Origin of the sequence: Streptomyces sp. NPDC001222 (assembly GCF_042896945.1) — a bacterium.
GTDB classification, from domain to species: Bacteria; Actinomycetota; Actinomycetes; order Streptomycetales; family Streptomycetaceae; genus Streptomyces; species Streptomyces gibsoniae.
Genome location: NZ_JBIAXT010000004.1, coordinates 267,737 through 293,000 on the forward strand (window position 1 = coordinate 267,737; position 25,264 = coordinate 293,000).

The following is a 25,264-nucleotide window of genomic DNA, read 5'->3' on the forward strand; positions in this document are numbered from 1 at the left end:
GTACGTGTCGGCACACCGTAGAAACATGCAGGTCAGGCGCACATGTGGCGGGGCAACATAGTTCGAGGGCCAGCTATGCATTCGGCCACCATGCCCGCTCACAGAGGGATGGCTGGGCCGCTTTGATGGACTCGGCCGTGGCGGGTGCCGAGGGTACTCGGGTCGGCAGCACAGCAGTTGAGCAGTGGACAGGCGGCTGATTCGAGAAGGATGAGGGCCGCCGCCTGGAGAGGCGGCGGCCGGGCTTGGTCGACGCGATCACTGGATCACGCCAGGCTCAGGATCTGTCTGCGATCTCGGCGCCGGTCGCTTCGTCCTGGGCTATGCCGAGGAAGCGCTGGATCGCTTCGACCGGCATCTCGAGCCCCTCGGACGCGGCCTGCTCGTTGCCGAACACCTGCACTGCCTCGGCGACGGCCAAGGCCAGTTCAACCTCTGCCTTGCGGACCTTGGCCTCGGCCTTGTCCACGGTGTCGACCACCGCCAGCTGGCGGCGCTGCTTCTCCTGAAGCCTTTGTTTGCGGGAAAGGATTTTGTCAGAGTTCTGCACAGACATGACCAAGATCATAATCAGCTCGCGTGCGCACTCAACGTGCTACGGCCAGGTCGGACAGCCGTCGTCCTGGACGTACCGATGAGCTGCGCACCGACGCCGCTGCCGTCGTCAGCGATCTGACGTCGTATGCCCTGCGGCACGGCACGGCACGGGCCGGAGCGGCGAGATGGCAGAGTCGCGATTGCTCAGGGACGACCGGACCCCGGGCACGCGGCTGCGGCAGGCAGCGCTCCAGGCAAGCTTCCACCGAGGGGGCATCAGTACGCACGGACAGGTCCTCGTGGAAGGGGCCACCGAGCGCGACCAAGCTCCACGGTCTCACCCGTCACGCATGCGTTCCGTGTCCGAGCTGCTGCCCCGGCGTCCCCGATCCCTGTCACGGCGGTCCGGTGGGCCAGACCGCCGCGCGGGCGTCACGCCGTGTGCTGATAGGCCGGATAGGTGAGGTAGCCGGCGTCGCCGCCCTGGTAGTACGTGGTCTCGTCGATGGGAGCGATCGGAAGGCCGACGCGGAGGCGTTCGACGAGGTCGGGGTTGGCCAGGAAGCCGCGGCCGAAGCTGATCAGGTCGGCGCCCAGGTCCAGCCAGTGGTCCGCTTCCTCACGGCCGGTCTGCTTGGGGCCCATCGGGAGGACCGGGTTGATGATCAGTGCCCCGGGCCAGGCGCGGCGTAGACCCGTGAGCACGTCCTCGTCCGTGGTCGCTTCCAGGTGGACGTAAGCAAGTCCGAGGCGGGACAGCTCTGTCAGCAACGCGGTGTTGAGGGCGAGCGCGTCGGTCTCTTCGACGCCCCAGAAGCCACCCCCCGGGGAGAGGCGGATGCCCGTCCTGGCCGCGCCGATCGCGTCCACGGTCGCAGTCACGGCCTCCACGGCGAACCGGATCCGGCCCGCGATGGTACCGCCGTAGCGGTCCGTGCGCCGGTTGGCGTTGGAGGACAGGAACTGGGAGATCAAGTAGCCGTTGGCGCCGTGGAGTTCGACTCCGTCGAAGCCCGCGTCGATCGCGCGGCCGGCTGCCTCGGCATACGCGTGGGCGTGCTCGGGCACCTCGGCGGTGTCCAGCGCGCGGGGCAGGGGTGCGGGCTGCGGGCCGGTCGGGGTGAAGACGTCGCCCACTGCGGCGATCGCCGAGGGGGCGACGGGCTGGTGGCCGGTCGTGTCGGGGTGCGAGACCCGGCCGCCGTGCATGAGCTGGGCGAAGATCCGTCCGCCGTTGATGTGCACGGCGTCGGTCACGGCACGCCACGAGGCGACCTGCTCCGCGGTGTGCAGTCCGGGCGTGCCCGGGTTGGACTGCCCGACGAGGCTGGGCTGCACACCCTCGGACACGATCATTCCGGCCGTCGCGCGCTGCGCGTAGTACGTCGCCATCGACGGTGTGGCGAGGCCTCCGGCCGCGGCCCTGACGCGGGTCATCGGGGCCATCACCATCCGGTTGGGCAGGATCAGGTCGCCGAGTCGGTAGCTGCTGAACAACGTCGTCATATCGGGCTCCTCCGTCCGTACATCTGTGCCCGGTTGCCGGGCACAGCGCTACGCTAAAACCTGACATGAATGTCAGAGGCAAGCGATGTGGCGTGGTTCACGAGGGGAGGCGGTCGTGCATTCGGTGAGCTCGCGGCGCGTACCGACTCCGGCGTGCGGCGAACGGCGCCAAGGTCCGTCTTCAAGGATCGCCAGATGGTGGATCACGTCGCGATGGAAGACGGGCCCTGGTTCCGCGAACTCGCTTCTGCGGGGCAGTACGACGACGGCGCCCAAGTCGCCTACCAACTGCCGGGATGAACCGCCACCCGGGCTTGGTGCCCGCGCGTGCCGGGTATCGCAGGCGCACGCAGGCGTGGGGAGGCCGTGTTGATGGCCCTCGGGTGGAGCCTTTTCTGCGGGGCGTGGTGAGGTGGGCGCTGACGAGAGGGGGCGCCGCATCCGTGGTGGCTGCCGCGGCGCGTGCTGACCGTGGTGTCGGCCTCGCTCAGCTGCTGCCGCAATCGCTCGGGCTACGGGTCGTACCTGTCGATGGGCAGGCACGACCCGATGAACTGCCCTTCGCCGTGGGCCGGTTGTATGCGTGTCATGCAGGACGATCTACCTCGGCGCATGGCTGATGAAGTCCGGCGCGAGGATCGTCTCCGGGGCAGACAGGTCCCGTCCATGGAATGCCTCGCACTTACGCAGACCGACCACCCTGGCCTCATGCGCTTCATCTGTCATCGGCCCGCTTCCAACTCGTAGTCGAACCAGATCCGATGCGTCCCGTCGGTGTCGACGGCCATTCCTCCGGCACCGGAGATCCCGGCCAGCTCGCCGGTGCCGCTCGTGGGCACGATGGTGAAGAACTCCGCTGTGCGATCGCTGCCGGACGTCGTCGCCGAGTGCACGAAGTTGAAGGCGCCGAACCGGCCGCACAGCGAGCCCTCGAACGACTCCATGGCCACATAGGTGCCCACGCCGGTCGTCTGGTCGAACGCAGCGGTGAACAAGGTCGCCGAGCGGCCGGCGACCTCGCCCTCGAAGTGCTTCTCCATCGTCGCGACACCCACCGGAAGCCCAGTGGACACAGCCGGGTCCGGCTTCAGCTCGGTCGGGACGAACGCTTTGACAGTGAACGTGCCTGTAGCTCTCATGGCACGACCGTACCGGCGGGGTCTGACACCGCTCTCCGTCTGGGCGGACGGCCGGGTCGGGATCTGCCGGCTCATCTCCGCCGCCCACCCCACCCGGCACCTTCTGTCCGCCGGACGCCATGGAGCCCGGCCTGATCCCTCCACACCTGACAGATGTCTGGCAGGCCGCTCTGGCCGCTCGCACCGAGCAACATGCGGCAGTGCTCACGGTCCGGCTGTGAGCCTGAGGATCGGCTCGAGGAGAAACCCCGGCCGGGCTCCGGAAGGGGGAAGGAGAACGAGGTTCAGGCGGCGTTGCGTTCGGGGACCCGTTCGGCCGTGAAGCTGAGGTCGTTCAGGTCGATCGCTTCGGCCATCGCCTTCAGCCCCGCGTCGTTGAAGTGCAGATGGTCGCCCGAGTCGTAGGCGGGCAGGATGCGGTGGGGGTCGGCGGGGTCGCGGACCACGGCGTCGAAGTCCACGACGGCGTCGAAGGGGCCGCTGGTCCGGGTGAATGCGTTGACCGACTGGCGGACGGCTTCACGGGCCTCGGTGTAACCGCCGTTTCCGCCGTACGGGGTGATCGTGGCGCCGATGACGCGGATGCCGCGTGCGTGGGTGCGCTGCACGATCTGGCGGTAGGCGTTCTCGAAGGCGGCCGGGTCGGACTGGTTGGGGCTGCCTTTGATGTCGTTGATGCCCTCCATGACGATCACCGTGCGTACGTCCGTACGGGACAGGACGTCGGCGTCGAGGCGGGACAGAGCGCTGGGGCCGGTGCCGTCGAGCATGATGCGGTTGCCGGCGATCCCGGCGTTCAGGACGCCCGGTCGGCGGTGCGACGGCAGCGCGCGCAGCCGCTCGGCGAGCCGGTCGGGCCAGCGGTGGTTGGCGCTGGATGTCGATCCTGATCCGTCGGTGATGGAGTCGCCGAGCGCGACGACGCTGCCGGCGGTGTGCGGGTCGAACACGTCCACGCCGGTCACGTAGTACCAGGAGCCCGTGGTCCCGGAGTAGGCGGTTCCGTCCTCGTCCGCCGCGTGGTTGCCCGATGGGGCGAGGAAATTGGCCTGCAGGGCCGAGCGGTGGTACGTGGCCGGGCCGGAGTCGACCGGTGTGTACACGGTGATCAGGAGGTTGGTGCCGTCGGGTACGTCGAGGGACACGGGGTCGCTGACCGCGTCCTCGCCGGCCGGGACGGTCACCGAGCCGGCGCCGTGGAACGTGGCGGTGCGCATCGTTCCCGCGACGGCGTTCGGGCTCTTCGGTGCGCCCCTCTCCTGCAGTGCCACGGTCACGGAGCCGAGTTCGAGCGGGGAGGTGCCGAGCCGGTTGGAGATGCGGACGCGCGCGGCGTGGCCGCCGACGCTGACGTGGACGACATTGCGGATGGAGGTGCCGGGCAGGGCCGGGACGGTGCCGGAGGCAGCCGCCTCCCAGGTGCCCGTCCAGCCGCTGCGGGTGGCGGGGGCAGTCCCCGCGTCGGCTCTGGCGGCCGGGGCGCCTGCCGTCCCCGGGAGGGCGATCGCCAACGCAGCCACCAGGGTGGCGAGAAGGTGCCGGTTCTTGGTCATGGGGGTCGCCTTTCCAGTGGTCCGTGGCCATGAGGGTGCGCGGAGTCGACCGGAGGCTGAGCGTCTCGAAGGCAACCACCCATTCATCGGATGTGTCAATGCATCAGACACCAGCCCTGTACGCAACCTCCCTTATGATGCCAGGTGGATAGGTCAATTCCGGTCAGATTGCCCTCGATTTCAGCGACGGGCAGGATGGATGGCGATATTCACCTCAGCAATAGGTCCGATCTATTGGTCCGATCCATCGAGCATGGGTGCAGACGCTCGGGCGGGCGTGAGAGCCGGACCCCGTGTCCGCAGATCGGTCAATCAGTTGATCGGTCGATCGCAGGGGCTTCTTGACCGCGAAGCAGCGGGCTCAGCGGAGGCAAGTGCGGTTCGGGGTCAAGTCGAATATGGGATGCGGCGGGGTGCCGCCCCATGGTGGGATGCGCCGCGTGAGTGCTCCGCCGCTGCGCGCCTGTATCGAGCAGTTCTACGCCGCCGTGCCGCTGCTGTTCGCCGTCGCCGAAGAGTTCGGCCCGTTGCGGTTGTTCGTACGCAAGGAACCAGGCGCCCCGTACTACGGGGGCCCCAGCCACGCCCAACCCACCGCGGCCGGCTCAGCGGCCGTCACTGCCGCTGACATCGCCCGAGTACGCGCCCGGCAGCGTGAACTGGGAGTGCCGGAGGCCTTCGAGTGGCTCGCCGAGGCGGCGCCGACGCTGCGCGCCCGGATCGAGGCGGCCGGTCTCTCGGTGCAAGAACGTCCTCTGATGGTGCTCGACCCGCACCACCCGCTGCCCCAGCATCCCCTGCCGGACGGTGTCACGCTCCGTGCACTGACGGCCGACGACCCAGCCCTGCCCGCGGCCCTCGCCCTCCCTCGCCTGGCTTTCGCCGCGACGGGCACCGCGGTGGGCGCGACCGGGCGTACGGAGTTGGCGGCGGTGGCTCAGCAACTGGTCGCGGACGGAACGGTCGAAACGACTCGGCCCACGCTGCGCGCCGGACACAAGACACTCATCGCCGCCGTCGCCCCTGACGGCACACCGCTGGCCGTCGGCCACCACCACCCTGCGAACGGCACCACCGAGATCGGAGGCATCGGCACCCTCCCCACCGCCCGCCGTCAGGGCCTCGCCGCCGCCGTCACGACGGCCCTGGCCACCCATGCCCGCGCTCACGGGGTGCACACCGTCTTCCTCGCCTACGCGGAGGACGCCGTCGCTCGCATCTACGCACGCCTGGGCTTCCGCCCCGCCGACACCACCCTTCTGATCGCCAACCAACCAGCACGGTCGTGAGCCACCGGCGATCGGCGGAGCCGAGGGGCCCATCGGCAGGACGCCCCGGCAGCGCGTGGACCGGTCGTGCGGCCCGCGCATCACCGGCGTACGGACCCACCTCATCGCCCTGTTGCAGGACCTCGGCGGCGTCCCGCTGCTGCTGCCCTTCGCCGACTTCGGCGCGATGCAACCGGCAAGTACCCGACGCATTTGGGCAGTTGGCCGTCGATGTGCCCTGCGTGATCAGTCGGCTCGGGAAACACCGAGACGGCATCCACCGGCCGAGGCGGAGTCACCGGAACACCTATCGGTGCAATCCCTGCCGCTCAACGAGACACCCGCCGACCACAACCGCGCGCGAGGCCGAGAACCTCTCGATCATGCGCCGCATCGTACGGTCCTCGACAGACTTCCCACCCGGCGGGACGGAGGACGGGGCTCGGCTCCGGGCTGCGACTCTGGGAGTCCCCCGACGAGTTGCTCGACCGGTCCCATCGGGACGTCGTGCCCAGCCCGAGCGGCGTGACGCACCACTTGTTCTGGCGAAAGTGACACGAGGGCACCGGGGCTGCCGCAGCCACGTCACGGAGCGCTCCGCCGGCCTGGGTGAAGCCGGTGGCCGCGTTCGGTTGCGTGAACGGTCGCGGATAGGCTCCCTGCATGGGGGTGAGCGTGCGGGACAAGTGGAGAGGACTGCCGCGGTGGGCACGATGGACTCTCGTGGTCTACCTGATCGGTTTCGCTGAAGGCACATGTGCTCACATCAGTGATCTGGTTCGTGGCGGCATCCACGCCTATGCGGCGTTTCCGCACACGTCGATTCGGGCCTACTTCTTGAGCCTTGTCGTCCTCGACCCACTGGTCGCGGTGCTGGTGGGAGTCGTGCGGCGAAGCGGCATCTGGTTGGGGAGCGTGGTGATTACGCTGGACGTGGCCGCGAACTGGATCAGTAACTGGCCTTCGGTGAACGCCGATCCGGCACGCCTGCTGCAACCGGTGGGGCTGACCCCCATCACGCTCTTCGGCCTGTTCGTCCTGGCGTCCTGCATTCCTTTGCTGCGAGCGGCGACGTGCGATTCGACGCCGGTGCCGTGCGGAGCGAGGATGTAGGTGGGCGCCAGAAGATCGTCCGTGACCTGACCTGCGTGTCACCAGATTCTGGAAGGAACCAACGAGATCATGTGCGTCGTCGTGGCCCGCGGTCTGACGGAGGCGTTCGGATGACCGGCAGTGAGGAACCCGTCCTCTTCCACATCGCCGGACGGGCCGCCCGTATCACCCTCAACCGGCCGCGGGCACTCAACGCCCTGAACCATGCGATGGTCCGCCGTATCGACGAGGCCCTGACCGCCTGGGAACACGACCCGGCCGTGCAGACCGTGGTCATCACCGGAGCGGGGGAGCGTGGTCTGTGCGCGGGTGGCGACATCCGGGCCGTCCACGACGACGCCCGCGACGGGGACGGTTCCGCCTCGGCCGCGTTCTGGCGCGACGAGTACCGTCTCAACGCCCATGTCGCCCGCTACCCGAAGCCGTACGTCGCCATCATGGACGGCATCGTCATGGGTGGCGGGGTCGGCGTCTCCGCGCACGGCAGCGTCCGTGTCGTCACCGAGCGGTCCCGGGTCGCGATGCCCGAGACCGGCATCGGCTTCGTCCCCGACGTCGGCGGTACCTGTCTGCTCGCCCTAGCCCCCGGTGAGCTGGGCACCCATCTCGCCCTCACCGGCGCGCAGGTCGGTGCCGCCGACGCCCTGCTGTGCGGCCTCGCCGACCACTACGTACCGTCCACCTCGGTCGCCGAACTCCTCGACGACCTCGCCGAGATGCCCGTACGAGACGCCGTCGCTCGCCGTGTACAGCCCGCGCCGCCGGGAGAGTTGGCCGGACAGCGGGAGTGGATCGAGAGCTGCTACGCCGCCGACACCGTCGAGGAGATCCTCGACCGGCTTCTCGCTCACGGCGGTCAGACGGCCAAGGAGACCGCGGAGATCCTGCTCTCCCGGTCGCCCACCGCCCTCAAGGTCACCCTGGCCGCCCTGCGCCGTGCCCGTCGCCTCGGCACGCTGGAACAGGTCCTCGACCAGGAGTACCGGGTCTCCTGCGCCGCCCTGCGCACCCACGACCTGGTGGAGGGCGTCCGCGCGCAGATCATCGACAAGGACCGCAACCCGCGCTGGTCCCCGGCGACCCTCGCCGAGGTGTCCGACGCCGACGTGGAGCGCTTCTTCACCCCCCTCGGCGACCGCGAACTGGGGCTCGCCGGACCCGGCACCGCCACGGAGACGGCCTCGTGAGCGAACTGCTCGTCCGCCTGGCGTAGAGCGGAAGATCACGCCAGAGGCGGTCTCGGCCAGGCAGTCCCGGATGCCCACCGGGTTCCCTCTTGCGACGCTCCCGCCTGGCGGACGGGGCGAACCAGTTGCACGGGTCAGCCTAGGGGGCCGTTCGGGGTCGCGGTCGTGCACGTCCGGCATGCGGATGGTGAGGTGGCACACGCAGTTGACGCGGGGTCGTCGTACGCGGGACGGGGCGAGGGCGGGAACCGCGCACGCGCACTTCCCGCCCTTCCCCTGCGTGCGTCGCCGGCTCGCGCTGCCGCAGACGGGGGGCCCGGGCCCCCAGCCCGGCCGTGCCAGGCACTCAGCCCTGGCCGAATGTGTGGAACGCCCGGCCGGTCCTACGGCCGGCAGCCCTGCCTGCACCATCGGGAGCGGAGGACGGTCTTGCGCGTATCCCGTGTCCCGGCACCGACCCCGTTCCCTGAACGTCACGTCGTTCCCTGTGGGCAGGGTGCGACACGGCCGGCCGGCACCGGGACGGGCACCCGGATGGTGCCTGCGGCGGGCATATCACCCGACCGGCCGAGCTGACGTGCCGTCGGCTGCCGGGCCCGGAAGTCTAGACTCCGACATCAGCCACCAGTACTTCGCCTGCCCCGGTCCGGCACGGGTGGGGCCGCCCGCGCGACGGAGGAGGCGCCATGCTGTACCGCTCCGGCAGAACGTGCTGGAAGCGCTTCGCCACGGTCCTCCTCCCGGCCGTCGCCGCCGCAGCGGCCCTGGGTATCGGCATGGCACAAGGAGCGCTGGCCGCGTCGTTCTTCATCTCGGATCAGAAGTTCCAGCTCGCCGCGGACCGGCTGGCCGGCCGTGGCGTGAGCATCTACCCGGTGGTCGACGTGACGCGGAGCGGCACGCTGGTGCCGGTGGTGGTTCTGGGGTTCAACCATGCGGACATCAAGAGACTGTGCCTGTCGGTGGTGCTTCCGATCCCGGTGCTGGGCCCCTACACCCTGATGCTCACCAGCTCCGACCAGCAGACCGTGGAGGCGTCGAACCTGTTCATCGACACGACCTCCGTGAAAGCCGATCAGGCCGATGAACACGACATCGACATCGGTGTGGCGGCGGGTGCCATCCGGAAGGGGCCGATCAATCCGGGCGACAGGAACTCGAGGTTCTTCGACCCCAACGTCTTCGCCTCACAGGCGAACACGGTCGTCCTGACGAACGTGCGGGCGATCTCGGTCGCCTCCACGGCCGGCACCCTGAGCGTCCCGGGCTTCGACCTGCAGATCGAGCAGGGCAGTCACAGGTGTTTCTGACATGCCTCCGGCCCACGGACGGCGCGCGCGCCGTGGCGTCCTCCCGCCGTATGCCTCCGTGAGCCCTCACCACAGGGAGAGACGTGTTCCTGGACTTCCACAGACGCCTGTCACGTCGCGCGACCGCCGCCGAAGCGTGGTACGGATTCGGCGAGTGGCGAGGGGAACGGCCCTTCTGGGCAGGGCTGTTCACGCTCGTGGCGGGGCTGCCCATCATGTACTTCCCCTATACGCATCTGAATCTGCAGGGCATCGCGCTGGCCCTGTCGACCACGTCGGGGGCGGCGTCCCTGATCATCGGGGTGCTGCTGGTGGTCCTGGGCGTATCCCTGTGGTTCCAGCAGCATGTGCGCGTGTTCGCCGGGATCGCCACCCTGCTGCTCTCCCTCGTCTCGTTCCCCCTCGCGAACTTCGGGGGCCTGTTCATCGGCCTGTCCTGCGGCCTGATCGGCGGGTCCCTGGCCTGCGCCTGGATTCCGCCCGAGGACGCCGCCGAGCCGTTGTCCCGGGAGAACGTGCGTACCGGGGGATGACCTTGCTTCCGGGGGGCGATCGGTCCGAGGGGGCGTTCGGCCCCGTGGTCGGCTCGCCGGAGCCGGGCCGCGAGGGCTCGCAGCCGCCCGCCTCAGGCGCCCGCCGCGACCGCCACGCCCAGCACGAGCAGGACGACGCCGGTGACCACCCCGAGCCCCCGGTGCACGGCCGGCCTGGTCACCAGCGCGCGCCCCCGATGGACCAGCCAGGTGAACAGGAGATACCAGCAGGCGTTGACCAGCGCCCACACCCCACCCAGAGCGGCGCTGGACAGAAAGACCGGGCCGGTCGCCGTGACGAACTGCGGCAGTATCGACACGGCGAACACACCCGCCTTGGGGTTGCCGAGACTTGTGCCGAGCCCCATGACGAAGCCCCCCGGAAAACCGGTGCGGGTCCTTCCCTCGCCCGTCGGTGACTCGGCGTCCCCGGCGGACGAGCTGGATGAGGCGGCCGGGCGTGCGGCCGTCAAGGTCCGTACCCCGAGCACCACCAGCACGACGCCGCCCAGGATCCGTACGGCGGCGTACGCCCGAGGACTCGCCAGCAGGACCGCCGACAGACCGGCCGCCGCGGCCATGGACCAGAGCAGCAGCCCGGCCGCGTTGCCGGCGATCGTGCCGCGTGCCGTACGCAGACCGCCCGCCAGCACCTGACGGATCATGACGGCCTGGCCGGCGCCCGGGAGCATGGCCAGGAGCCAGGTGGTGACCAGGAACGCGGGCAGATGGCTGGGCACAGGGCGGCCCTCCGGGGGTGGCTTCGTCGGGAACCCCCTCAGACTCTCCTGAGCAGTTGGTTTAAGAGAAGTTAAGGATGACGGGAACAGCATTAAGCTGAATTCATGCTCGTGGATCCCGCACAGTTGCGGCTGCTCGCCCTGATCGGGGAGTACGGCTCGCTGACCGGGGCGGCACATGCGCTGAGGCTCACCCCCGCCGCCGTGACGCAGCAGGTGGTCAGAGCCGAGCGCGAGTGGCAGGTGCCCCTCGTCCGACGCGGGCCGCGCGGAGCGACGCTCACCGAGGCCGGTGCCCTGCTCGCCACGCACGGACGGACCGTCGACGAGGCGGCGGAGAAGGCCGCGGCGGACATGGCCGCGCTGCTGGGCCATCTGTCGCTACGGCTGCGGATCGGCGCGTTCCAGGCCGCGGCCCTGCATCTGGTTCCACCGGCGCTGACCGCCCTGCGCCACCGTCATCCGGACGCCGATGTCACCGTGGTCGACGTGGCGTCCGATCGAGGACCGGACGAGATCGTCGCCGGCAGGCTCGACATGGCGGTCATCGCCTCCTGGAGCGACACCCTCACCTCGCCCCCGCAGGCCTCCGCCCACCGGCTGCTGCACGACCCGATGGTCGTGGTCCTGCCCGACGACCATCCGCTTGCCGTCGGCTCACCGCCGGATGTCCCGCTGCGCCTCGACCAGCTCCGCGACGCGTCATGGGTCACGATCGTGGCGGGCCATCTCGCCCGACAGCAGTTCGACCGGGCCGCGAGTGCGGCGGGGTTCACCCCCGACGTCCGCTTCGAGACCGAGTCCTACGACGTCGCGCAGGCCCTCGTCGGCGCGGGCAGCGGGGTGGCCCTGGTCTCGCGCCTGGCTCTGACGCATGTCCCGGGCACGACCCATCGCGAGTTGGTCAGGCCGAGGCTCCACCGCGACATCCACGCGGTGACCCGGGCCGACCCGACGCTCACCCCGCTGGTGGAGGTGTTCCTCGGGCTGCTGCGCGACGTCGCGCGCGAACGGACCGCCACCTGGCAGGAGGCCCCAGTGGACGGCTGACGCCCCGCCGACTGAGGCGGGCGGCGACCCGCTCGGTGCGGATGTCCCTGTTCCGTAAGGGGTTCGGGCATTCCGAGGCGGCGTCGCTGCGGCTGGGATGGGAACATGGAACAGCGCTTCTCTCCACCCGTGTTCAGAGGCAGGCTGCACGACGCCCGCACGGCGACCGTGATCGGCCGGTGGCTGGGCCTGGCGTTCGCGGTGTGCTTCGTCACCGGCCTGGTCAGCCATGTCCTGCAGCATCCGCCGTCCTGGGCCGCCGACGAGCTGCCGAGCCGCCCGGCGTGGGGCTACCGGCTCACCCAGGGACTCCATGTCGCCTCCGGCATCGCGGCGATCCCGCTGCTGCTCGCCAAGCTGTGGACGGTGTATCCGCGCCTGTTCGCATGGCCACCCGTACGGTCGCTCCGTCATGCCCTGGAGCGGCTGTCGGTGGGCGTGCTCGTCGCGGCGGCCGTGTTCGAGGTGGTCACCGGGCTGCTGAACACCGTGCAGTGGTACCCCTGGCCGTTCTCGTTCGTGCCGGTGCACTACGCGATGGCGTGGCTGATCACCGGGGCGCTGGTGCTGCACCTGGCGGTCAAGGCACCGGAGATCCGGAACCATTGGACCGGGCGGTCGCCCGGGACGCTCGCCCTGCCCGAGCAGGACGCCGTCGACCGGCGCTCGTTGCTGGCCGGTGTCGGTGCGGCGGTCGGAGCGGTCACACTGACCACGGTGGGCCAGTCCTTCACCCCGCTGAAGGACCTCGACCTGCTCGCGCCGCGCCATCCGGACCACGGCCCGCAAGGACTGCCGGTCAACCGGACCGCCGCCGAGGCCGGGGTCGGCCGGGTCCCCGCCGAGCGCTACCGGCTGGTGGTCTCCGGCCCGCGCCCCTACGTCCTCACGCTGGACGAGCTGCGTGCCCTGCCACAGTACGAGGTGGAGTTGCCGATCGCCTGCGTGGAGGGCTGGAGCAGGTCCGCCCGCTGGACGGGCGTGCGGATCAGGGATCTGCTGGAGCTGGCGGGTGCCCCGCCGCACGCGCGGGTGCGGGTGGTGTCGCTGCAACTCCGGGGCGGATACCGCGTGTCGGAGATGGGGCACGAGTACGCCCGCGACCCGCTGACCCTGCTCGCGCTGCGTCTGAACGGGCGGGAACTCACCCCCGACCACGGCTACCCGGCCCGTGTCATCGCCCCCGACCGGCCCGGTGTGCTCCAGACCAAGTGGGTCGGGCGGCTGGAGGTGCTGTCATGAAGGTGATGCGGATCCTGGCGGGCCTGGCCGGTGCGGCGCTCATGGGTGTCGGCGTGTCCCTTCTGTCGGACGCGGGCGACCTGAGAGGGGTACTGCTCTGGCTCGGCGGAGCCCTGCTGCTCCATGACGCGGTGATCGCCCCACTGGTGCTGGCCGTCGGGCTGCTGTTGGTGCGCGGCGCCGGGCGGGGCCCGGTGCGGGGGGCGCTGATGGTCGCGGGCGCGTTGACGGCGGTGGCGCTGCCGGTGCTGCTGCGTCCCGGGCCCACCGCAAACTCCTCGGTGCTGCCGCTGGATTACCCGCGCAACTGGCTGCTCACGCTCGTTGCCGTGGCGACGGTGACGGCGCTGCTGACGGCCGCTCGTGGGTTTGTGCGTCGCCGACGGCCGCCCTCTTCTTGAAGTCCGTCGTGGGGGTTGTCGGTCAGGGCTGTGGCCGGGGGTGTCCTCGGCGCGCGGAAGGCTTACGAACCCCTGACGTCCGGGCGGCGAACGCTCCGCCGCCGGGTGTGCGGCCGTACGGTCGGTGGCATGTTGATCCTGGTCACCGGAGGCGCGGGCTTCATCGGCTCGCACATCGTCCCTTCCCTCATGGGCGCCGGGCACACGGTGCGCGTCCTCGACGCCGTGCTGCCCGCCGCCCACCGCACCGCGCCGTCCCTGCCCCCAGGGGCCGAATGGCGGCACGCGGACGTCCGTGACGCGCAGGCCGTGGCCGACGCACTGCGCGGAGTGGACGCCGTGTGTCATCAGGCCGCCATGGTCGGACTGGGCAAGGACTTCGCCGACGCGCCCGACTACGTGAGCTGCAACGACCTGGGCACCGCGGTGCTCCTGGCCGGTATGGCGGCGGCCGGGGTACGCCGACTGGGGCTGGCCGGCTCCATGGTGGTGTACGGCGAGGGGCGCTACATCTGCCCGGCCCACGGACTCGTCCGGCCGGGGCCCCGCCGGGTGGCGGACCTGGACGCGGGACGTTTCGAACCACCCTGCCCGCACTGCGGTGAACCGCTCGCCGCCGGGCTGGTGGACGAGGAGGCGCCCGTCGACCCGCGCAACGTGTACGCCACGACCAAGCTCGCCCAGGAGCACCTCGCGGCCGCGTGGGCACGGGCCACGGGCGGGCGGGTGGCGGTCCTCCGGTACCACAACGTGTACGGGCCCGGAATGCCGCGCGACACCCCCTACGCGGGCGTCGCCTCGCTCTTCCGTTCCGCGCTGGAGCGCGGCGAGGCCCCGCGCGTCTTCGAGGACGGCGGCCAGCGGCGGGACTTCGTCCACGTACGAGACGTCGCCTCCGCCAACCTCGCGGCGCTGGACGCGGTGGACAGGCTGCCGGAGGGGACCCTGCGGGCGTACAACGTGGGCAGCGGTGAGCCCCACACGGTGGGGGAGATGGCGGCCGCGCTCGCCGGGGCGTACGGGGGTCCGCCGCCGGTCGTCACGGGGGAGTACCGGCTCGGCGACGTCCGCCACATCACCGCCTCCGCGGAGCGGCTCCGCGCGGAACTGGGCTGGAAGCCGCAGGTCGCCTTCGCCGAGGGAATGGCGGAGTTCGCGCGGGCGCCGCTGCGTGACGGCTGACGTTCCGTGGCCGCACGAGACCCTCAGCTCGCCGCAGGCAGGCGGACCTCGAAGCGGCAGCCGCCCGGGACGTTGCGTACGGCGGCCTGGCCGCGGTGGGCCTCCACGATGCCGCGCACGATGGCCAGGCCGAGCCCGGCCCCGGCCGGCGGGGTGCGGGCGTGGGTGCCGCGCCAGCCGGTGTCGAAGACGCGGGGCAGGTCCTCCGGCGGGATGCCGCCGCAGCCGTCGGTGACCGAGAGCACGACGCTGTCGGCATCCCGGCGTGCGGAGACCGCGACCGTGCTGTCGGCAGGGGTGCGACGGATGGCGTTGACGAGCAGATTGGCCAGGACACGGGACATCTCACGGCCGTCGACCTCGACCGGCACGGGCTCGACCCCGTCGTCGACGAGCCGTACCTTGTGCTCCCTGGCCAGCGCGTCGGCGCCCGCTATGGCGTCGCCGACGAGGTCGTAGACCGACATCCGGGTGGGCGACAGGGCGAGGACCCCGGCCTGGATGCGGGAGAGCTCGAACAGATCGCTGACCATGTCGCTCATGCGCTCGACCTCGGCGCCGATACGGGTGTGGTAGACGGCGGGGTCCTCGACCATGCCGTCCTCCAGGGCCTCGGTCATCGCCCGCAGCCCGGCCAGCGGGGTGCGCAGGTCGTGGGAGATCCAGGCGACCAGTTCACGGCGCGAGGCCTCCAGGGCCCGCTCCCGTTCCCGGGAGGCGGTGAGCTTGGCGCTGGTGGCGGCGAGCTGACGGCTCAGCTCGGCGAGTTCGGCGGTGGGGGCGGTGCTGGGCGGGGTGAAGCTCCCCTCGTCACCGAGGGCCCGGGTGGCCTCGGCCAGGGCCCGGCTGCCCCTGACGACGCTGCGGCCCAGGACGAGCGCGACCACCAGAGAGACGACCGCCGCCATGGCGCACACGGTCGTCACGACCCACAGATCGTGGTCGGACAGGAGCATCGCCCAGGCCACCAGCAGGGTGCCGCCGAGCATCGCCGCGACCGTGACGGCCGCGACGACGGCCAGCGACAGCGCGACCGAGCGGCGGCGCAGCAGCCGCAGCACGACCGTGCCGCCCAGGCCGGCGGCTACCGCGCCGATCAACGCGTACAGGGCGATGAGCAGTGTGTCACCGAGCATGTCCGGCTCCGTTCTCGTCGGGGCCGTTCGGCCGCGGAGGGTCGAAGCGGTAGCCGACTCCCCATACGGTGCTGATCAGATGGGGGTGCGCCGGGTCGTTCTCGATCTTCTCGCGCAGACGCCGCACATGAACGGTGACGGTCGACAGGTCGCCGAACTCCCAGCCCCACACCTGGCGCATGAGGTCCTCGCGGGTCGTCGCCCGGCCCGGGTGGCTCAGGAAGAACTCCAGCAGGTCGAACTCCCGGATGGTGAGAGCGAGTTCCGTGCCGTCGCGGGTGGCGCGCCGGGCGACGGGGTCCAGGGCGAGCGGTCCCGCCCGCAGCCAGGACTCCGCGGGTTCGGTACGGGCCGCCACCGGTGTTCCGGCGCGGCGCAGGACGGACTCCACGCGCAGCACGAGTTCGCGGGGGCTGAACGGCTTGGTGACGTAGTCGTCGGCGCCGACCTCCAGGCCGAGGATGCGGTCCTCCTCGTCGCCTCGTGCGGTCAGCATGATCACGGGCAGGGGGCCGTCCTCGCGGATGCGCCGGCAGACCTCCAGACCGTCCATGCCGGGCAGCATCAGGTCCAGTACGACCAGGTCGGGCGGCCGGGCGGCGGCGAGGGCCACGGCGGCGGGGCCGTCGGCCGCCAGCTCGACGGCGAAGCCCGCCCGGTCCAGATAGCCGGCGACGACCTCCGAGACGGTCGGGTCGTCGTCCACGACGAGTACGCGTTTCACGCCCCCGAGTCTCGCACCACCGTTCGGCCGGCCGCCGGGAGCGGCGGGCGACGTCAGAGATCCGTAAGACAGGGAGAAGGCGGGCGATCCGTGCGCAGGACGGACGTCAGCGATCCGTAAGGTCGCCAAATCCCTTTTGTCCGCTGTGTGTTCGTAAGGTGAGTGAGGTGATCGAGACATCCCCCTCCTCTCCCTCCTCGCCTCCGCCGGTCGACGTCGTGCTGCCCTGCCTCGACGAGGCCGAGGCCCTGCCCTGGGTGCTGGACCGGATCCCGCCGGGCTGGCGCGCGATCGTCGTCGACAACGGCTCGACCGACGGCTCGGCGGACGTGGCCCGCTCCCTCGGGGCCCTTGTGGTCCGGGAGCAGCGCCGTGGCTTCGGCGCCGCCTGCCACGCCGGGCTGGCCGCCGCCACAGCCGACGTGGTCTGCTTCTGCGACTGCGACGCCTCCCTCGACCCCGCGCTGCTGCCGGCCCTCACCGGGCCGGTCCTCGACGGCTCCGCCGACCTGGTCCTCGGCCGGCGGCGGCCCACCACCCTCGGCGCCTGGCCCCTGCACGCCCGGCTGGCCAATCTGGAGCTGGCCCGGCTGATCCGCAGGCGCACCGGACTGCGCCTGCGCGACCTCGGCCCGATGCGTGCCGCCCGCCGGGAGGCGCTGCTCGCCCTGGACCTGGCCGACCGCCGGTCCGGCTATCCGCTGCAGATGGTGGTCCGCGCCGCCGACGCCGGCTGGCGGGTCCGGGAGACGGACGTGCCCTACCACCCGCGCACCGGCCGTTCCAAGGTGACCGGCACCTGGCGCGGCACCTGGCACGCGGTACGGGACATGAGCGCCGTCCTCACCGAACCGCCCACCGCGGACGCGGCGCGGAGAACCGCCGTCGGGGCCGCGGACAGCGCGCGCGTCACCGGTGTCACTGGAGCCGGACGATGAGCGCCCGGGGCACGGCCGCGGGGCCGGCCACGCTGCTGGTCATCGCCAAGGAGCCCGTACCCGGGCGGGTCAAGACCCGGCTCACCCCGCCGTACACGCCGCAGCAGGCGGCCGCGCTGGCCGAGGCCGCCCTCGCCGACACCCTCCACACGGTGCTCCGGACCCCTGCCCGGCGCCGTGTCCTCGTGCTGGACGGCGCTCCCGGCGCCTGGCTGCCTCCCGGGTTCGACGTCGTACCCCAGACACCGGGCGGCCTGGACGAGCGGATCGCGGCCGCCTTCGCCCACTGCGCCGACGGTCCCGCGCTCCTGATCGGCATGGACACTCCCCAGCTGACCCCCGGTCTTCTCGCCGATGTCGGCGGGGACGGCCACGACGCCTGGTTCGGACCGGCCGCCGACGGCGGGTTCTGGGCGCTGGGCCTGGCCGATCCGGCACGGGCCGGGGCCCTGGTGCGGGGCGTGCCCATGTCCACCGCCCGTACCGGCGCGATCCAGCGAGACCGTCTCACGGCGGCAGGGCTGTCGGTGGGCGATCTGCCGGTGCTGCGTGACGTGGACACCGCCGCCGACGCGGTCGAGGCCGCCGTCCGCTGCGCACCCGGCTCCCGCTTCGTCACCACTCTGGACCGCCTGACGGAGGCCGTACGGTGAGCGCCACGGCAACCGGCGCGGCGTCCCGCGCGGAGTCCACCGCCGCCCAGTGGCCGGGGCCGGCCCCCGCGGGCCCCCTGACTCCCCAACCCCTCATTCCGCAGCCCGCCCCGCCCCGTACACCCACGCCCGACACCACCCGGCGCGCCCCCGTGCCGCCGGGCGAACCCTGGACGGACGACCCCTACGCCCACGCCCTGCGCACGGGCCGCGGCCCGCTGTATCTGCGCCGCATGTGCCAGGGCACGCGGCAGGAGCTGCTGCTCCTGGACGTGGAGCGTTGGTGCGCCGCACCCGACGCCGCCGACACGAGCGTGCTCCGTCGCTGCACCGGCCCGGTGCTGGACGTCGGCTGCGGCCCCGGACGCCTGGTCGCCGCCCTGGCCGCCCGTGGCCTGCCGGCGCTGGGCGTGGACGTCAGCCCGGCCGCCGTCGCCCGGACCCGGAGCCTCGGCGGATCCGCGCTGCGGCGATCCGTCTTCGATCGCCTGCCGAAGGAGGGCCGGTGGGGCACCGTCCTGCTGATGGACGGCAACGTCGGCATCGGCGGCGACCCGGCCGTACTGCTGGCCCGACTGCGTGACCTGGTCCGTCCCGGCGGGCGGCTGCTGGCCGAGGCGGCCCCGCAGGACGTGGACGAACGTCTCACCGTCCGCGTCGAGGACGCCCGCGGCCGCCACGGCCGTCCCTTCGCCTGGGCCCGCCTCGGCACCACCGCGCTCGCGCGTTGCGCCGAGGCCACGGGCTGGATCCTCACCGGCCGCTGGACGGCTGACGGCCGCCCTTTCGTGGAACTCCACCGCCCCGGACCGGGCCGGCCGGAGGCAGGTCCCACGGCCACGGAAGGGCCCGACCACCGATGACCGACACCGCCCCCGCATCCCCGCGCGACGCCCTGACATCCGCGCGGCACCCGCTCCCCGGCCCCGCCGCACCGGCGAACCGCAGGGCGGTCCGGATCCGTATCGGCGTCACCGTGGTTCTCCTCGCCGCGCTCACCGCGGTGGTCGTCGGCACCCTCCGCGCCGGCGACAACATCGGCGCCCCCGGCCGTCTGCTCACCGGTTACGGCGTCGCCTGGACCCTGTTCGCCGCCGCGGTGTGGACCGTCCGGAAGGTTCCGGCGCGTGCCGCGACCGGGCTCGTGCTGGCCGGTGCGGCAGCCGTGGTGCTCGCCGGGCTCGCCACGCCGCCCCGCACCAGCGACGACATGTACCGCTATGCCTGGGACGGCCGGGTCCAGGCGGCCGGTGTCTCCCCCTACGCCCACCCGCCCGCGGCACCCGAACTGGCCCCGCTGCGCGACGACTGGCTGTTCCCCACCCGGGAGGCGTGCGAGGGCTGGGGACTCCATCGGACCGACAGCGGTCTGTGCGTCCGTATCAACCGTCCCACCGTCCCCACCATTTACCCCCCGGTCGCCGAGGGCTGGTTCCTCGCCGTCCACACCGTCTCCCCGTCGGACAGCCGCCACAAGCCGCTCCAAGTCGGCGGCGCGGCACTCGCGTTCGGCACCACCGTGGCCCTGCTCGCGGTGCAGCGTCGGCGCGGGGACCCGCAACGGGCCCCGGCCCGGGCCGCGTTGTGGGCCTGGTGCCCGGCCGTGCCCTTCGAAGCGGTCGACAACGCGCATGTCGACACCCTCGGCGTCCTGCTCACCGTCCTGGCGTTCGGCACCGCGACCGCCGGTGCCCGCCGGGGCGCGCTGCTGGGCGCCGCGATCGCCGTGAAACTGCTGCCGGTCCTGGCGCTGCCCGGAGCCCTGTCCGGGCAGCGGAGCCCGGCGCGGATCCTGCGGCTGGGCGCGGCTGCCGTCGTGGCGATCGCACTCGCCTACGTTCCCTACGTGGCCATGTCGGGCACGGGCGTCCTCGGTTATCTGCCCGGCTACCTCCATGAGGAGGGCTACGAACCCGGGGACGTACGCCGCTTCGCGCTGCTGCGGCTGCTGCTGCCGGACGCCGCCGCCGAAGTGACGGCGGCCGTGCTGCTCGCGCTGGTCGCCCTGTACGTGTGGCGCCGCGGCGACCCGAACCGGCCCTGGAGCGGTGCCCTGCTGCTCACGGGCACCGCGCTGCTCCTGTTCTCGCCGAACTACCCCTGGTACTCCCTGCTCGTCATCGCCCTCGTCGCCCTGGACGGCCGCTGGGAATGGCTGACCGTCACCCTGGCCGGCACCGCCCTCTATCTCGGCGGCCGGCTGCTGCCCGGTTTCCCGCTCCAGGCGTGGGCGTACGGGGTGGCCGCCGCGGTCATCACGGCCGGAGCCTGTCTGCGCGCCGGCCGGGCCCGGCGCCGGCAGGCGCCAGGCAGCGGCCTGCCATGGCTCGCCGCCCGGACGCAGGCCGCCGGGAGGCGGTCGTGATTCGGGGGCCGCGGCGGTCACGGCGGCCTTGGCCGAGTCCGGTGCGCGCAGGATGCGGGTCGGATCGGCGGGGGCGGCGGCGAGGCGGACCGCCCGGCCCACGTCGTCGAGTTCGGCGATGTGCCGGCTCGCGGGGACGGTGTCGCCCTCGTCGCCCCGGGGGCGCCGCGCCGTCCCGGCGGTGAGCCGCTCCACCGGTATCCGTTTCGCCCCACCCCACCCCGGCCCGGGCCGGGGTGGGGTGGGGTGACGACCAGGACGTGGCCCGGCTCCGGAGTCCCGTGGCGGCGGTGCAGCGCGCGCAGTGCCTCCAGCTGCGCGTCGAAGTCCGGGTCGTCGGCCGACCAGCTCTTCGGCAGGGGCAGCAGCTTGCGCCCGTCACGCAGCACCAGGACGACGCGACGGGTCTCCTGGGATCGGAAGGTGTGCGCGTACTTCAGGCGTACGCGCAGATCTGCGATGTCGCGCCGCACGTTCCGGCGGCACAGCAGTGTTCGCACCTGCAGGCCGGAGTGCCGGCGCTCACCCCGGGCCATGACTCCGTACAGCGACGCGAGGCCCCCGAGCGTGAGCAGCAGACCGAGGCCCGCCCCTGCGTCGAGGACCGTGCCCCGGTGGGCCATGCGCAGCGCCGCCAGAATCGCCCCTGCCGCCCCGAGTCCGGCGAAGAACCACCGGACGCGTCTCCCCCGGGGGCGGCGGACCACTTCCAAGACGTCTGTCAGCGCGGAATCTCGTCACTGTGGTGGTTCCCGCATCCGTACGGGGTGCGGGCGCTTCCCGCCCGGAGTCGCCGTCGGACCACGGAGGACGAGGCGTGGGCGGCCGTCCGCGTCCCCGGAGCGTTCCGGCCGCGTGGAGGTCGTCACACCGGGGGCGAAGATGCATACGTCAGCGCCCATGGCGGGCAGATGATGGACCGGCCGGTCGCGGTCCGGGCGCGGCCCGGTCCGGCGCCGGTGCTAGGGCCTGTCGTCAAACTCGCGTCGTCGCCCGAAGGGCGGCCCTGCGGCGTCAGGTGCGTGCTCTGGGGGTACCCCCTGCTCGAAGAGCTCGGGGGAGTGCCGGGCGGAAGCCCTCGTACTGGATGTACGTGGGGTTTCGCACGATGCGGCGAGAGTACGTGCATGGCGTCGCGGGGCAGGCGGGAGCTTGACGACAGGCCCTGACTAAGACACCAACGCTCGCCAGGCGCCTGATCCGGCGCACCCATCAGAAGGGACCGTTGATGTTCCGCAAGGTACTTGTCGCGAACCGGGGTGAGATCGCCGTCCGTGCGTTCCGCGCGGCCTATGAACTGGGCGCCGGGACCGTGGCGGTGTTCCCGTACGAGGATCGCGGCTCGCTGCACCGTCTCAAGGCCGACGAGGCCTATGAGATCGGGCAGAAGGGCCACCCGGTGCGCGCCTATCTGTCGGTCGAGGAGATCGTGGCGGCGGCACGCCGGGCGGGGGCGGACGCCGTCTATCCCGGGTACGGGTTTCTGTCGGAGAACCCGGATCTGGCCCGGGCCTGCGAGGAGGCCGGGATCACGTTCATCGGTCCGAGCGCCGATGTGCTGGAGCTGACCGGCAACAAGGCCCGCGCCGTCGCCGCGGCTCGTGCCGCCGGGGTGCCGGTGCTCGGCTCCTCGCGTCCCTCGACGGATGTCGGTGAGCTGCTCGCGGCAGCCGAGGAGGTCGGGTTCCCCCTGTTCGTGAAGGCGGTCGCCGGCGGTGGCGGGCGCGGTATGCGACGGGTGGAGGAGCCCGAGAAGCTCCGGGAGGCCATCGAGGCGGCGTCCCGTGAGGCCGAGTCCGCGTTCGGGGACGCGACCGTGTTCCTGGAGAAGGCCGTTGTGGACCCGCGCCATATCGAGGTGCAGATCCTCGCCGACGGCCAGGGCGACGTCATCCACCTCTACGAGCGCGACTGCTCGGTACAGCGGCGGCACCAGAAGGTCGTCGAACTGGCCCCCGCTCCCGGTCTCGACCCGGTGCTGCGGGACCGCATCTGCGCCGACGCCGTCGCCTTCGCCCGCACCATCGGCTACCGCAACGCCGGCACCGTCGAGTTCCTGGTCGACCGCGACGGCCGGCATGTCTTCATCGAGATGAACCCGCGTATCCAGGTCGAGCACACGGTGACCGAGGAGGTCACCGATGTGGACCTGGTCCAGGCGCAGTTGCGCATCGCCTCGGGGCAGTCGCTGGCCGACCTCGGCCTGTCCCAGGACACGGTCTACGTCCGCGGCGCGGCCCTCCAGTGCCGGATCACGAGTGAGAACCCGGCCAACGGGTTCCGCCCCGACACGGGAACGATCAGCGCCTACCGCTCGCCCGGCGGCTCCGGCATCCGGCTCGACGGCGGCACCGCGTTCGTCGGCTCCGAGATCAGCGCCCACTTCGACTCGATGCTGGTGAAGCTGACCTGCCGGGGCCGTGACTTCGCCACCGCGGTGCACCGCGCCCGCCGCGCGGTCGCCGAGTTCCGGATCCGCGGTGTGGCCACCAACATCCCGTTTCTGCAGGCGGTGCTGGACGACCCCGACTTCCGGGAGGGCCGTGTCACCACCTCGTTCATCGAGGAACGCCCCCAGCTGCTGACCGCCCGCCACTCCGCGGACCGCGGCACCCGACTGCTGAACTATCTCGCCGACGTCACCGTCAACAAGCCGCACGGTGCGCGCCCCCGCCTGGTCGACCCCACGACCAAGCTGCCGCACGTCCCCTCCGGCGCACTCCCGTCCGCGGGTTCGAAGCAGCGGCTGACCGAACTCGGCCCGGAGGGGTTCGCCCGGGCGTTGCGTGAGGCGCCCACCGTCGCCGTCACCGACACCACCTTCCGCGACGCCCACCAGTCCCTGCTCGCCACGCGCGTGCGCACCAAGGACCTGCTGGCCGCCGCCCCCGTTGTGGCGCACACCCTCCCCGAGCTGCTGTCCCTGGAATGCTGGGGCGGCGCCACCTACGACGTGGCCCTGCGCTTCCTGGCCGAGGACCCCTGGGAGCGGCTGGCCCTGCTGCGCGAGGCGGTGCCCAACATCTGTCTGCAGATGCTGCTGCGCGGCCGCAACACCGTCGGCTACACCCCTTATCCGACGGAGGTCACCGACGCCTTCGTCGAGGAGGCCGCCCGTACCGGCATCGACGTCTTCCGCATCTTCGACGCGCTCAACGACGTCACGCAGATGCGGCCCGCGATCGACGCCGTACGGGCCACCGGCACGGCCGTGGCCGAGGTCGCCCTGTGCTACACCGCCGATCTGTCCGACCCGGCCGAGAAGCTCTACACCCTGGACTACTACCTCAAGCTCGCCGAGGAGATCGTCGAAGCGGGGGCTCACGTCCTGGCGATCAAGGACATGGCCGGACTGCTGCGGGCGCCCGCGGCCGCACGGCTGGTGACGGCGCTGCGCCGGGAGTTCGACCTGCCGGTGCATCTGCACACCCACGACACGGCCGGCGGGCAGCTCGCCACCTATCTGGCCGCGATCGGCGCGGGCGCCGACGCCGTGGACGGGGCGGTCGCCTCCATGGCGGGCACGACGTCCCAGCCGTCCCTGTCCGCGATCATCGCCGCGACCGACCACTCCGAGCGGCCCACCGGGCTGAGCCTGCGGGCGGCCTGCGATCTGGAGCCGTACTGGGAGACCGTACGCCGTATCTACGCCCCCTTCGAGGCCGGTCTGGCCGCGCCCACCGGGCGGGTCTACGACCATGAGATCCCCGGCGGACAGCTGTCCAACCTGCGTGTCCAGGCGCGCGAGCTGGGCCTCGGTGACCAGTTCGAGGAGATCGAGGCGATGTACGCGGCCGCCGACCGCATCCTCGGCCGTCTGGTGAAGGTCACCCCGTCGTCCAAGGTGGTCGGCGATCTCGCGCTGCACCTCGTCGGCGCGGGTGTCACCCCGGCCCGGTTCGCGGCGGAGCCGGGCGCGTACGACATTCCCGCCTCGGTGATCGGATTCCTGCGCGGCGAGCTGGGCGATCCGCCCGGCGGCTGGCCGGAGCCCTTCCGAGGCAAGGCCCTCAAGGGCCGGGCCGAGGCCAAGCCGGTCGCCGAACTGACCGAGGAGGACCGCGAGGGCCTGGAGAAGGACCGCAGGACCACGCTCAACCGGCTGCTGTTCCCCGGACCGGCCAAGGAGTTCGAGGCACACCGCGACGCCTACGGGGACACCGGCGTCCTGCCCAGCAAGGACTTCTTCTACGGGCTGCGGCCGGGCGAGGAGCACGCGGTCGACCTCGAACCCGGTGTACGCCTGCTCATCGCTCTGGAGGCGATCGGCGAGGCGGACGAGCGCGGCATGCGCACGGTGATGGCCACGCTCAACGGCCAGCTCCGGCCGGTCCAGGTCCGTGACCGCTCGGTCGCCTCGGATCTGCCGCCCGCCGAGAAGGCCGACAAGTCCGACCCCCGGCATGTCGCCGCCCCGTTCGCCGGGGTGGTCACCCTGGCCGTGCAGCCGGGCGCCCGGGTGGAGGCGGGTGCGACGGTGGCGACGATCGAGGCGATGAAGATGGAGGCCGCCATCACGGCGCCCGTCGCCGGAACGGTGGGCCGCCTGGCCGTCGACTCCGTCCAGCAGGTGGAGGGCGGAGATCTCCTGATGGTCATCGGCTAGTCCGCAGGGCGTCCCCGGTCCCCCGCCCGGCCAGGAAGGCCGCGCGGGGGACCGGCCCGTCCCTCCTGACCACGCGGCCGA

The 25,264-nt window shown here is 72.0% G+C and carries 22 protein-coding genes and 1 pseudogene; 15 read left to right on the plus strand and 8 right to left on the minus strand.

Going from position 1 to position 25,264, the window contains the following annotated elements:
- Positions 1–277 precede the first annotated feature (277 nt).
- From ACFY2Z_RS08665 to ACFY2Z_RS08680, 4 genes are all read right to left on the minus strand, one after another.
- Complete coding sequence (locus ACFY2Z_RS08665; protein WP_390743435.1) at positions 278–556, minus strand: hypothetical protein; 279 nt, start codon at positions 554–556, stop codon at positions 278–280.
- Between the two features lie 413 nt (positions 557–969).
- The gene (locus ACFY2Z_RS08670; RefSeq protein WP_390743436.1) at positions 970–2,043 is read right to left on the minus strand and encodes an alkene reductase; all 1,074 of its coding nucleotides are present in this window, start codon (positions 2,041–2,043) and stop codon (positions 970–972) included.
- A gap of 722 nt (positions 2,044–2,765) precedes the next feature.
- Complete coding sequence (locus tag ACFY2Z_RS08675) at positions 2,766–3,182, minus strand: DUF3224 domain-containing protein (RefSeq protein WP_390743437.1); 417 nt, start codon at positions 3,180–3,182, stop codon at positions 2,766–2,768.
- A gap of 284 nt (positions 3,183–3,466) precedes the next feature.
- The gene (locus ACFY2Z_RS08680) at positions 3,467–4,735 is read right to left on the minus strand and encodes an SGNH/GDSL hydrolase family protein (protein WP_390743438.1); all 1,269 of its coding nucleotides are present in this window, start codon (positions 4,733–4,735) and stop codon (positions 3,467–3,469) included.
- A gap of 431 nt (positions 4,736–5,166) precedes the next feature.
- Between ACFY2Z_RS08680 and ACFY2Z_RS08685 the strand changes: the two genes are divergently transcribed.
- The 6 genes and pseudogenes from ACFY2Z_RS08685 (at position 5,167) to ACFY2Z_RS08710 (ending at position 10,146) form a co-directional block, all read left to right on the plus strand.
- Positions 5,167–6,024, plus strand: a complete 858-nt coding sequence (locus ACFY2Z_RS08685) for a GNAT family N-acetyltransferase (protein WP_390743439.1) — start codon at positions 5,167–5,169, stop codon at positions 6,022–6,024.
- A gap of 417 nt (positions 6,025–6,441) precedes the next feature.
- A pseudogene (locus ACFY2Z_RS08690) lies at positions 6,442–6,558 on the plus strand (deaminase); the annotation flags it as partial.
- A 168-nt stretch (positions 6,559–6,726) separates the two neighbouring features.
- Positions 6,727–7,116, plus strand: coding sequence for a hypothetical protein (locus tag ACFY2Z_RS08695; RefSeq protein WP_390743440.1), 390 nt, complete (start codon positions 6,727–6,729; stop codon positions 7,114–7,116).
- Between the two features lie 110 nt (positions 7,117–7,226).
- The gene (locus ACFY2Z_RS08700; RefSeq protein ID WP_390743441.1) at positions 7,227–8,303 is read left to right on the plus strand and encodes an enoyl-CoA hydratase/isomerase family protein; all 1,077 of its coding nucleotides are present in this window, start codon (positions 7,227–7,229) and stop codon (positions 8,301–8,303) included.
- Positions 8,304–8,989: 686 nt separating this feature from the next.
- Positions 8,990–9,613, plus strand: a complete 624-nt coding sequence (locus ACFY2Z_RS08705; RefSeq protein WP_390743442.1) for a DUF6230 family protein — start codon at positions 8,990–8,992, stop codon at positions 9,611–9,613.
- Between the two features lie 83 nt (positions 9,614–9,696).
- Entirely contained in the window at positions 9,697–10,146 is a 450-nt protein-coding gene (locus ACFY2Z_RS08710; protein WP_390743443.1) for a DUF6114 domain-containing protein, read from the plus strand.
- 92 nt (positions 10,147–10,238) lie between these two features.
- Here the strand turns inward: ACFY2Z_RS08710 and ACFY2Z_RS08715 are convergent, their stop codons facing one another.
- Complete coding sequence (locus ACFY2Z_RS08715; protein ID WP_390743444.1) at positions 10,239–10,886, minus strand: LysE family translocator; 648 nt, start codon at positions 10,884–10,886, stop codon at positions 10,239–10,241.
- Positions 10,887–10,991: 105 nt separating this feature from the next.
- Between ACFY2Z_RS08715 and ACFY2Z_RS08720 the strand changes: the two genes are divergently transcribed.
- The 4 genes from ACFY2Z_RS08720 to ACFY2Z_RS08735 all read left to right on the plus strand — a co-directional run bounded on the left by ACFY2Z_RS08720 (position 10,992) and on the right by ACFY2Z_RS08735 (position 14,761).
- Positions 10,992–11,936, plus strand: a complete 945-nt coding sequence (locus tag ACFY2Z_RS08720; protein WP_390743445.1) for a LysR family transcriptional regulator — start codon at positions 10,992–10,994, stop codon at positions 11,934–11,936.
- A gap of 105 nt (positions 11,937–12,041) precedes the next feature.
- Positions 12,042–13,178, plus strand: coding sequence for a molybdopterin-dependent oxidoreductase (locus ACFY2Z_RS08725; RefSeq protein ID WP_390743446.1), 1,137 nt, complete (start codon positions 12,042–12,044; stop codon positions 13,176–13,178).
- On the plus strand, positions 13,175–13,579 hold the full coding sequence (locus ACFY2Z_RS08730) for a hypothetical protein (protein WP_390743447.1): 405 nt from the start codon (positions 13,175–13,177) through the stop codon (positions 13,577–13,579). The genes ACFY2Z_RS08725 and ACFY2Z_RS08730 overlap by 4 nt, the downstream gene beginning before the upstream one ends.
- Before the next feature lie 129 nt (positions 13,580–13,708).
- Complete coding sequence (locus tag ACFY2Z_RS08735) at positions 13,709–14,761, plus strand: NAD-dependent epimerase/dehydratase family protein (RefSeq protein ID WP_390743448.1); 1,053 nt, start codon at positions 13,709–13,711, stop codon at positions 14,759–14,761.
- Between the two features lie 23 nt (positions 14,762–14,784).
- Here ACFY2Z_RS08735 and ACFY2Z_RS08740 read toward each other — a convergent pair whose 3' ends face one another.
- Together ACFY2Z_RS08740 and ACFY2Z_RS08745 are read right to left on the minus strand one after the other, a co-directional pair.
- Positions 14,785–15,897: a sensor histidine kinase gene (locus tag ACFY2Z_RS08740; protein WP_390743449.1), complete on the minus strand. Its 1,113-nt coding sequence runs from the start codon at positions 15,895–15,897 to the stop codon at positions 14,785–14,787.
- Positions 15,887–16,621 (minus strand): response regulator transcription factor, encoded by a 735-nt coding sequence (locus ACFY2Z_RS08745; RefSeq protein WP_390743450.1) that lies wholly within the window; start codon positions 16,619–16,621, stop codon positions 15,887–15,889. The genes ACFY2Z_RS08740 and ACFY2Z_RS08745 overlap by 11 nt, the downstream gene beginning before the upstream one ends.
- Before the next feature lie 167 nt (positions 16,622–16,788).
- Here ACFY2Z_RS08745 and ACFY2Z_RS08750 point away from each other — a divergent pair, with 167 nt between their 5' ends.
- The 4 genes from ACFY2Z_RS08750 to ACFY2Z_RS08765 all read left to right on the plus strand — a co-directional run bounded on the left by ACFY2Z_RS08750 (position 16,789) and on the right by ACFY2Z_RS08765 (position 20,577).
- Positions 16,789–17,559 (plus strand): glycosyltransferase family 2 protein, encoded by a 771-nt coding sequence (locus tag ACFY2Z_RS08750; protein ID WP_390743451.1) that lies wholly within the window; start codon positions 16,789–16,791, stop codon positions 17,557–17,559.
- Positions 17,556–18,212 (plus strand): DUF2064 domain-containing protein, encoded by a 657-nt coding sequence (locus tag ACFY2Z_RS08755; protein WP_390743452.1) that lies wholly within the window; start codon positions 17,556–17,558, stop codon positions 18,210–18,212. The genes ACFY2Z_RS08750 and ACFY2Z_RS08755 overlap by 4 nt, the downstream gene beginning before the upstream one ends.
- 95 nt (positions 18,213–18,307) lie before the next feature.
- Positions 18,308–19,075, plus strand: a complete 768-nt coding sequence (locus tag ACFY2Z_RS08760; protein WP_390743534.1) for a class I SAM-dependent methyltransferase — start codon at positions 18,308–18,310, stop codon at positions 19,073–19,075.
- On the plus strand, positions 19,072–20,577 hold the full coding sequence (locus ACFY2Z_RS08765; protein WP_390743453.1) for a glycosyltransferase 87 family protein: 1,506 nt from the start codon (positions 19,072–19,074) through the stop codon (positions 20,575–20,577). The genes ACFY2Z_RS08760 and ACFY2Z_RS08765 overlap by 4 nt, the downstream gene beginning before the upstream one ends.
- A gap of 17 nt (positions 20,578–20,594) precedes the next feature.
- Here the strand turns inward: ACFY2Z_RS08765 and ACFY2Z_RS08770 are convergent, their stop codons facing one another.
- Positions 20,595–21,200 carry a hypothetical protein gene (locus ACFY2Z_RS08770; protein WP_390743454.1) on the minus strand — a complete coding sequence of 202 codons (606 nt, stop codon included), beginning with the start codon at positions 21,198–21,200 and terminating at the stop codon, positions 20,595–20,597.
- Between the two features lie 605 nt (positions 21,201–21,805).
- Between ACFY2Z_RS08770 and ACFY2Z_RS08775 the strand changes: the two genes are divergently transcribed.
- Complete coding sequence (locus ACFY2Z_RS08775; RefSeq protein WP_390743455.1) at positions 21,806–25,183, plus strand: pyruvate carboxylase; 3,378 nt, start codon at positions 21,806–21,808, stop codon at positions 25,181–25,183.
- Positions 25,184–25,264: the final 81 nt, after the last annotated feature.

Excerpts from the sequence above, each read along its gene's own strand:
- ACFY2Z_RS08770 (WP_390743454.1), bottom strand. The coding sequence starts at position 21,200 with ATGGCCCACCGGGGCACGGTCCTCGACGCAGGGGCGGGCCTCGGTCTG.
- ACFY2Z_RS08775 (WP_390743455.1), top strand. The coding sequence starts at position 21,806 with ATGTTCCGCAAGGTACTTGTCGCGAACCGGGGTGAGATCGCCGTCCGT.
- ACFY2Z_RS08730 (WP_390743447.1), top strand. The coding sequence starts at position 13,175 with ATGAAGGTGATGCGGATCCTGGCGGGCCTGGCCGGTGCGGCGCTCATG.
- ACFY2Z_RS08675 (WP_390743437.1), bottom strand. The coding sequence starts at position 3,182 with ATGAGAGCTACAGGCACGTTCACTGTCAAAGCGTTCGTCCCGACCGAG.
- ACFY2Z_RS08685 (WP_390743439.1), top strand. The coding sequence starts at position 5,167 with ATGCGCCGCGTGAGTGCTCCGCCGCTGCGCGCCTGTATCGAGCAGTTC.
- ACFY2Z_RS08725 (WP_390743446.1), top strand. The coding sequence starts at position 12,042 with ATGGAACAGCGCTTCTCTCCACCCGTGTTCAGAGGCAGGCTGCACGAC.
- ACFY2Z_RS08740 (WP_390743449.1), bottom strand. The coding sequence starts at position 15,897 with ATGCTCGGTGACACACTGCTCATCGCCCTGTACGCGTTGATCGGCGCG.
- ACFY2Z_RS08765 (WP_390743453.1), top strand. The coding sequence starts at position 19,072 with ATGACCGACACCGCCCCCGCATCCCCGCGCGACGCCCTGACATCCGCG.
- ACFY2Z_RS08735 (WP_390743448.1), top strand. The coding sequence starts at position 13,709 with ATGTTGATCCTGGTCACCGGAGGCGCGGGCTTCATCGGCTCGCACATC.
- ACFY2Z_RS08720 (WP_390743445.1), top strand. The coding sequence starts at position 10,992 with ATGCTCGTGGATCCCGCACAGTTGCGGCTGCTCGCCCTGATCGGGGAG.
- ACFY2Z_RS08700 (WP_390743441.1), top strand. The coding sequence starts at position 7,227 with ATGACCGGCAGTGAGGAACCCGTCCTCTTCCACATCGCCGGACGGGCC.
- ACFY2Z_RS08705 (WP_390743442.1), top strand. The coding sequence starts at position 8,990 with ATGCTGTACCGCTCCGGCAGAACGTGCTGGAAGCGCTTCGCCACGGTC.
- ACFY2Z_RS08665 (WP_390743435.1), bottom strand. The coding sequence starts at position 556 with ATGTCTGTGCAGAACTCTGACAAAATCCTTTCCCGCAAACAAAGGCTT.
- ACFY2Z_RS08755 (WP_390743452.1), top strand. The coding sequence starts at position 17,556 with ATGAGCGCCCGGGGCACGGCCGCGGGGCCGGCCACGCTGCTGGTCATC.
- ACFY2Z_RS08670 (WP_390743436.1), bottom strand. The coding sequence starts at position 2,043 with ATGACGACGTTGTTCAGCAGCTACCGACTCGGCGACCTGATCCTGCCC.
- ACFY2Z_RS08680 (WP_390743438.1), bottom strand. The coding sequence starts at position 4,735 with ATGACCAAGAACCGGCACCTTCTCGCCACCCTGGTGGCTGCGTTGGCG.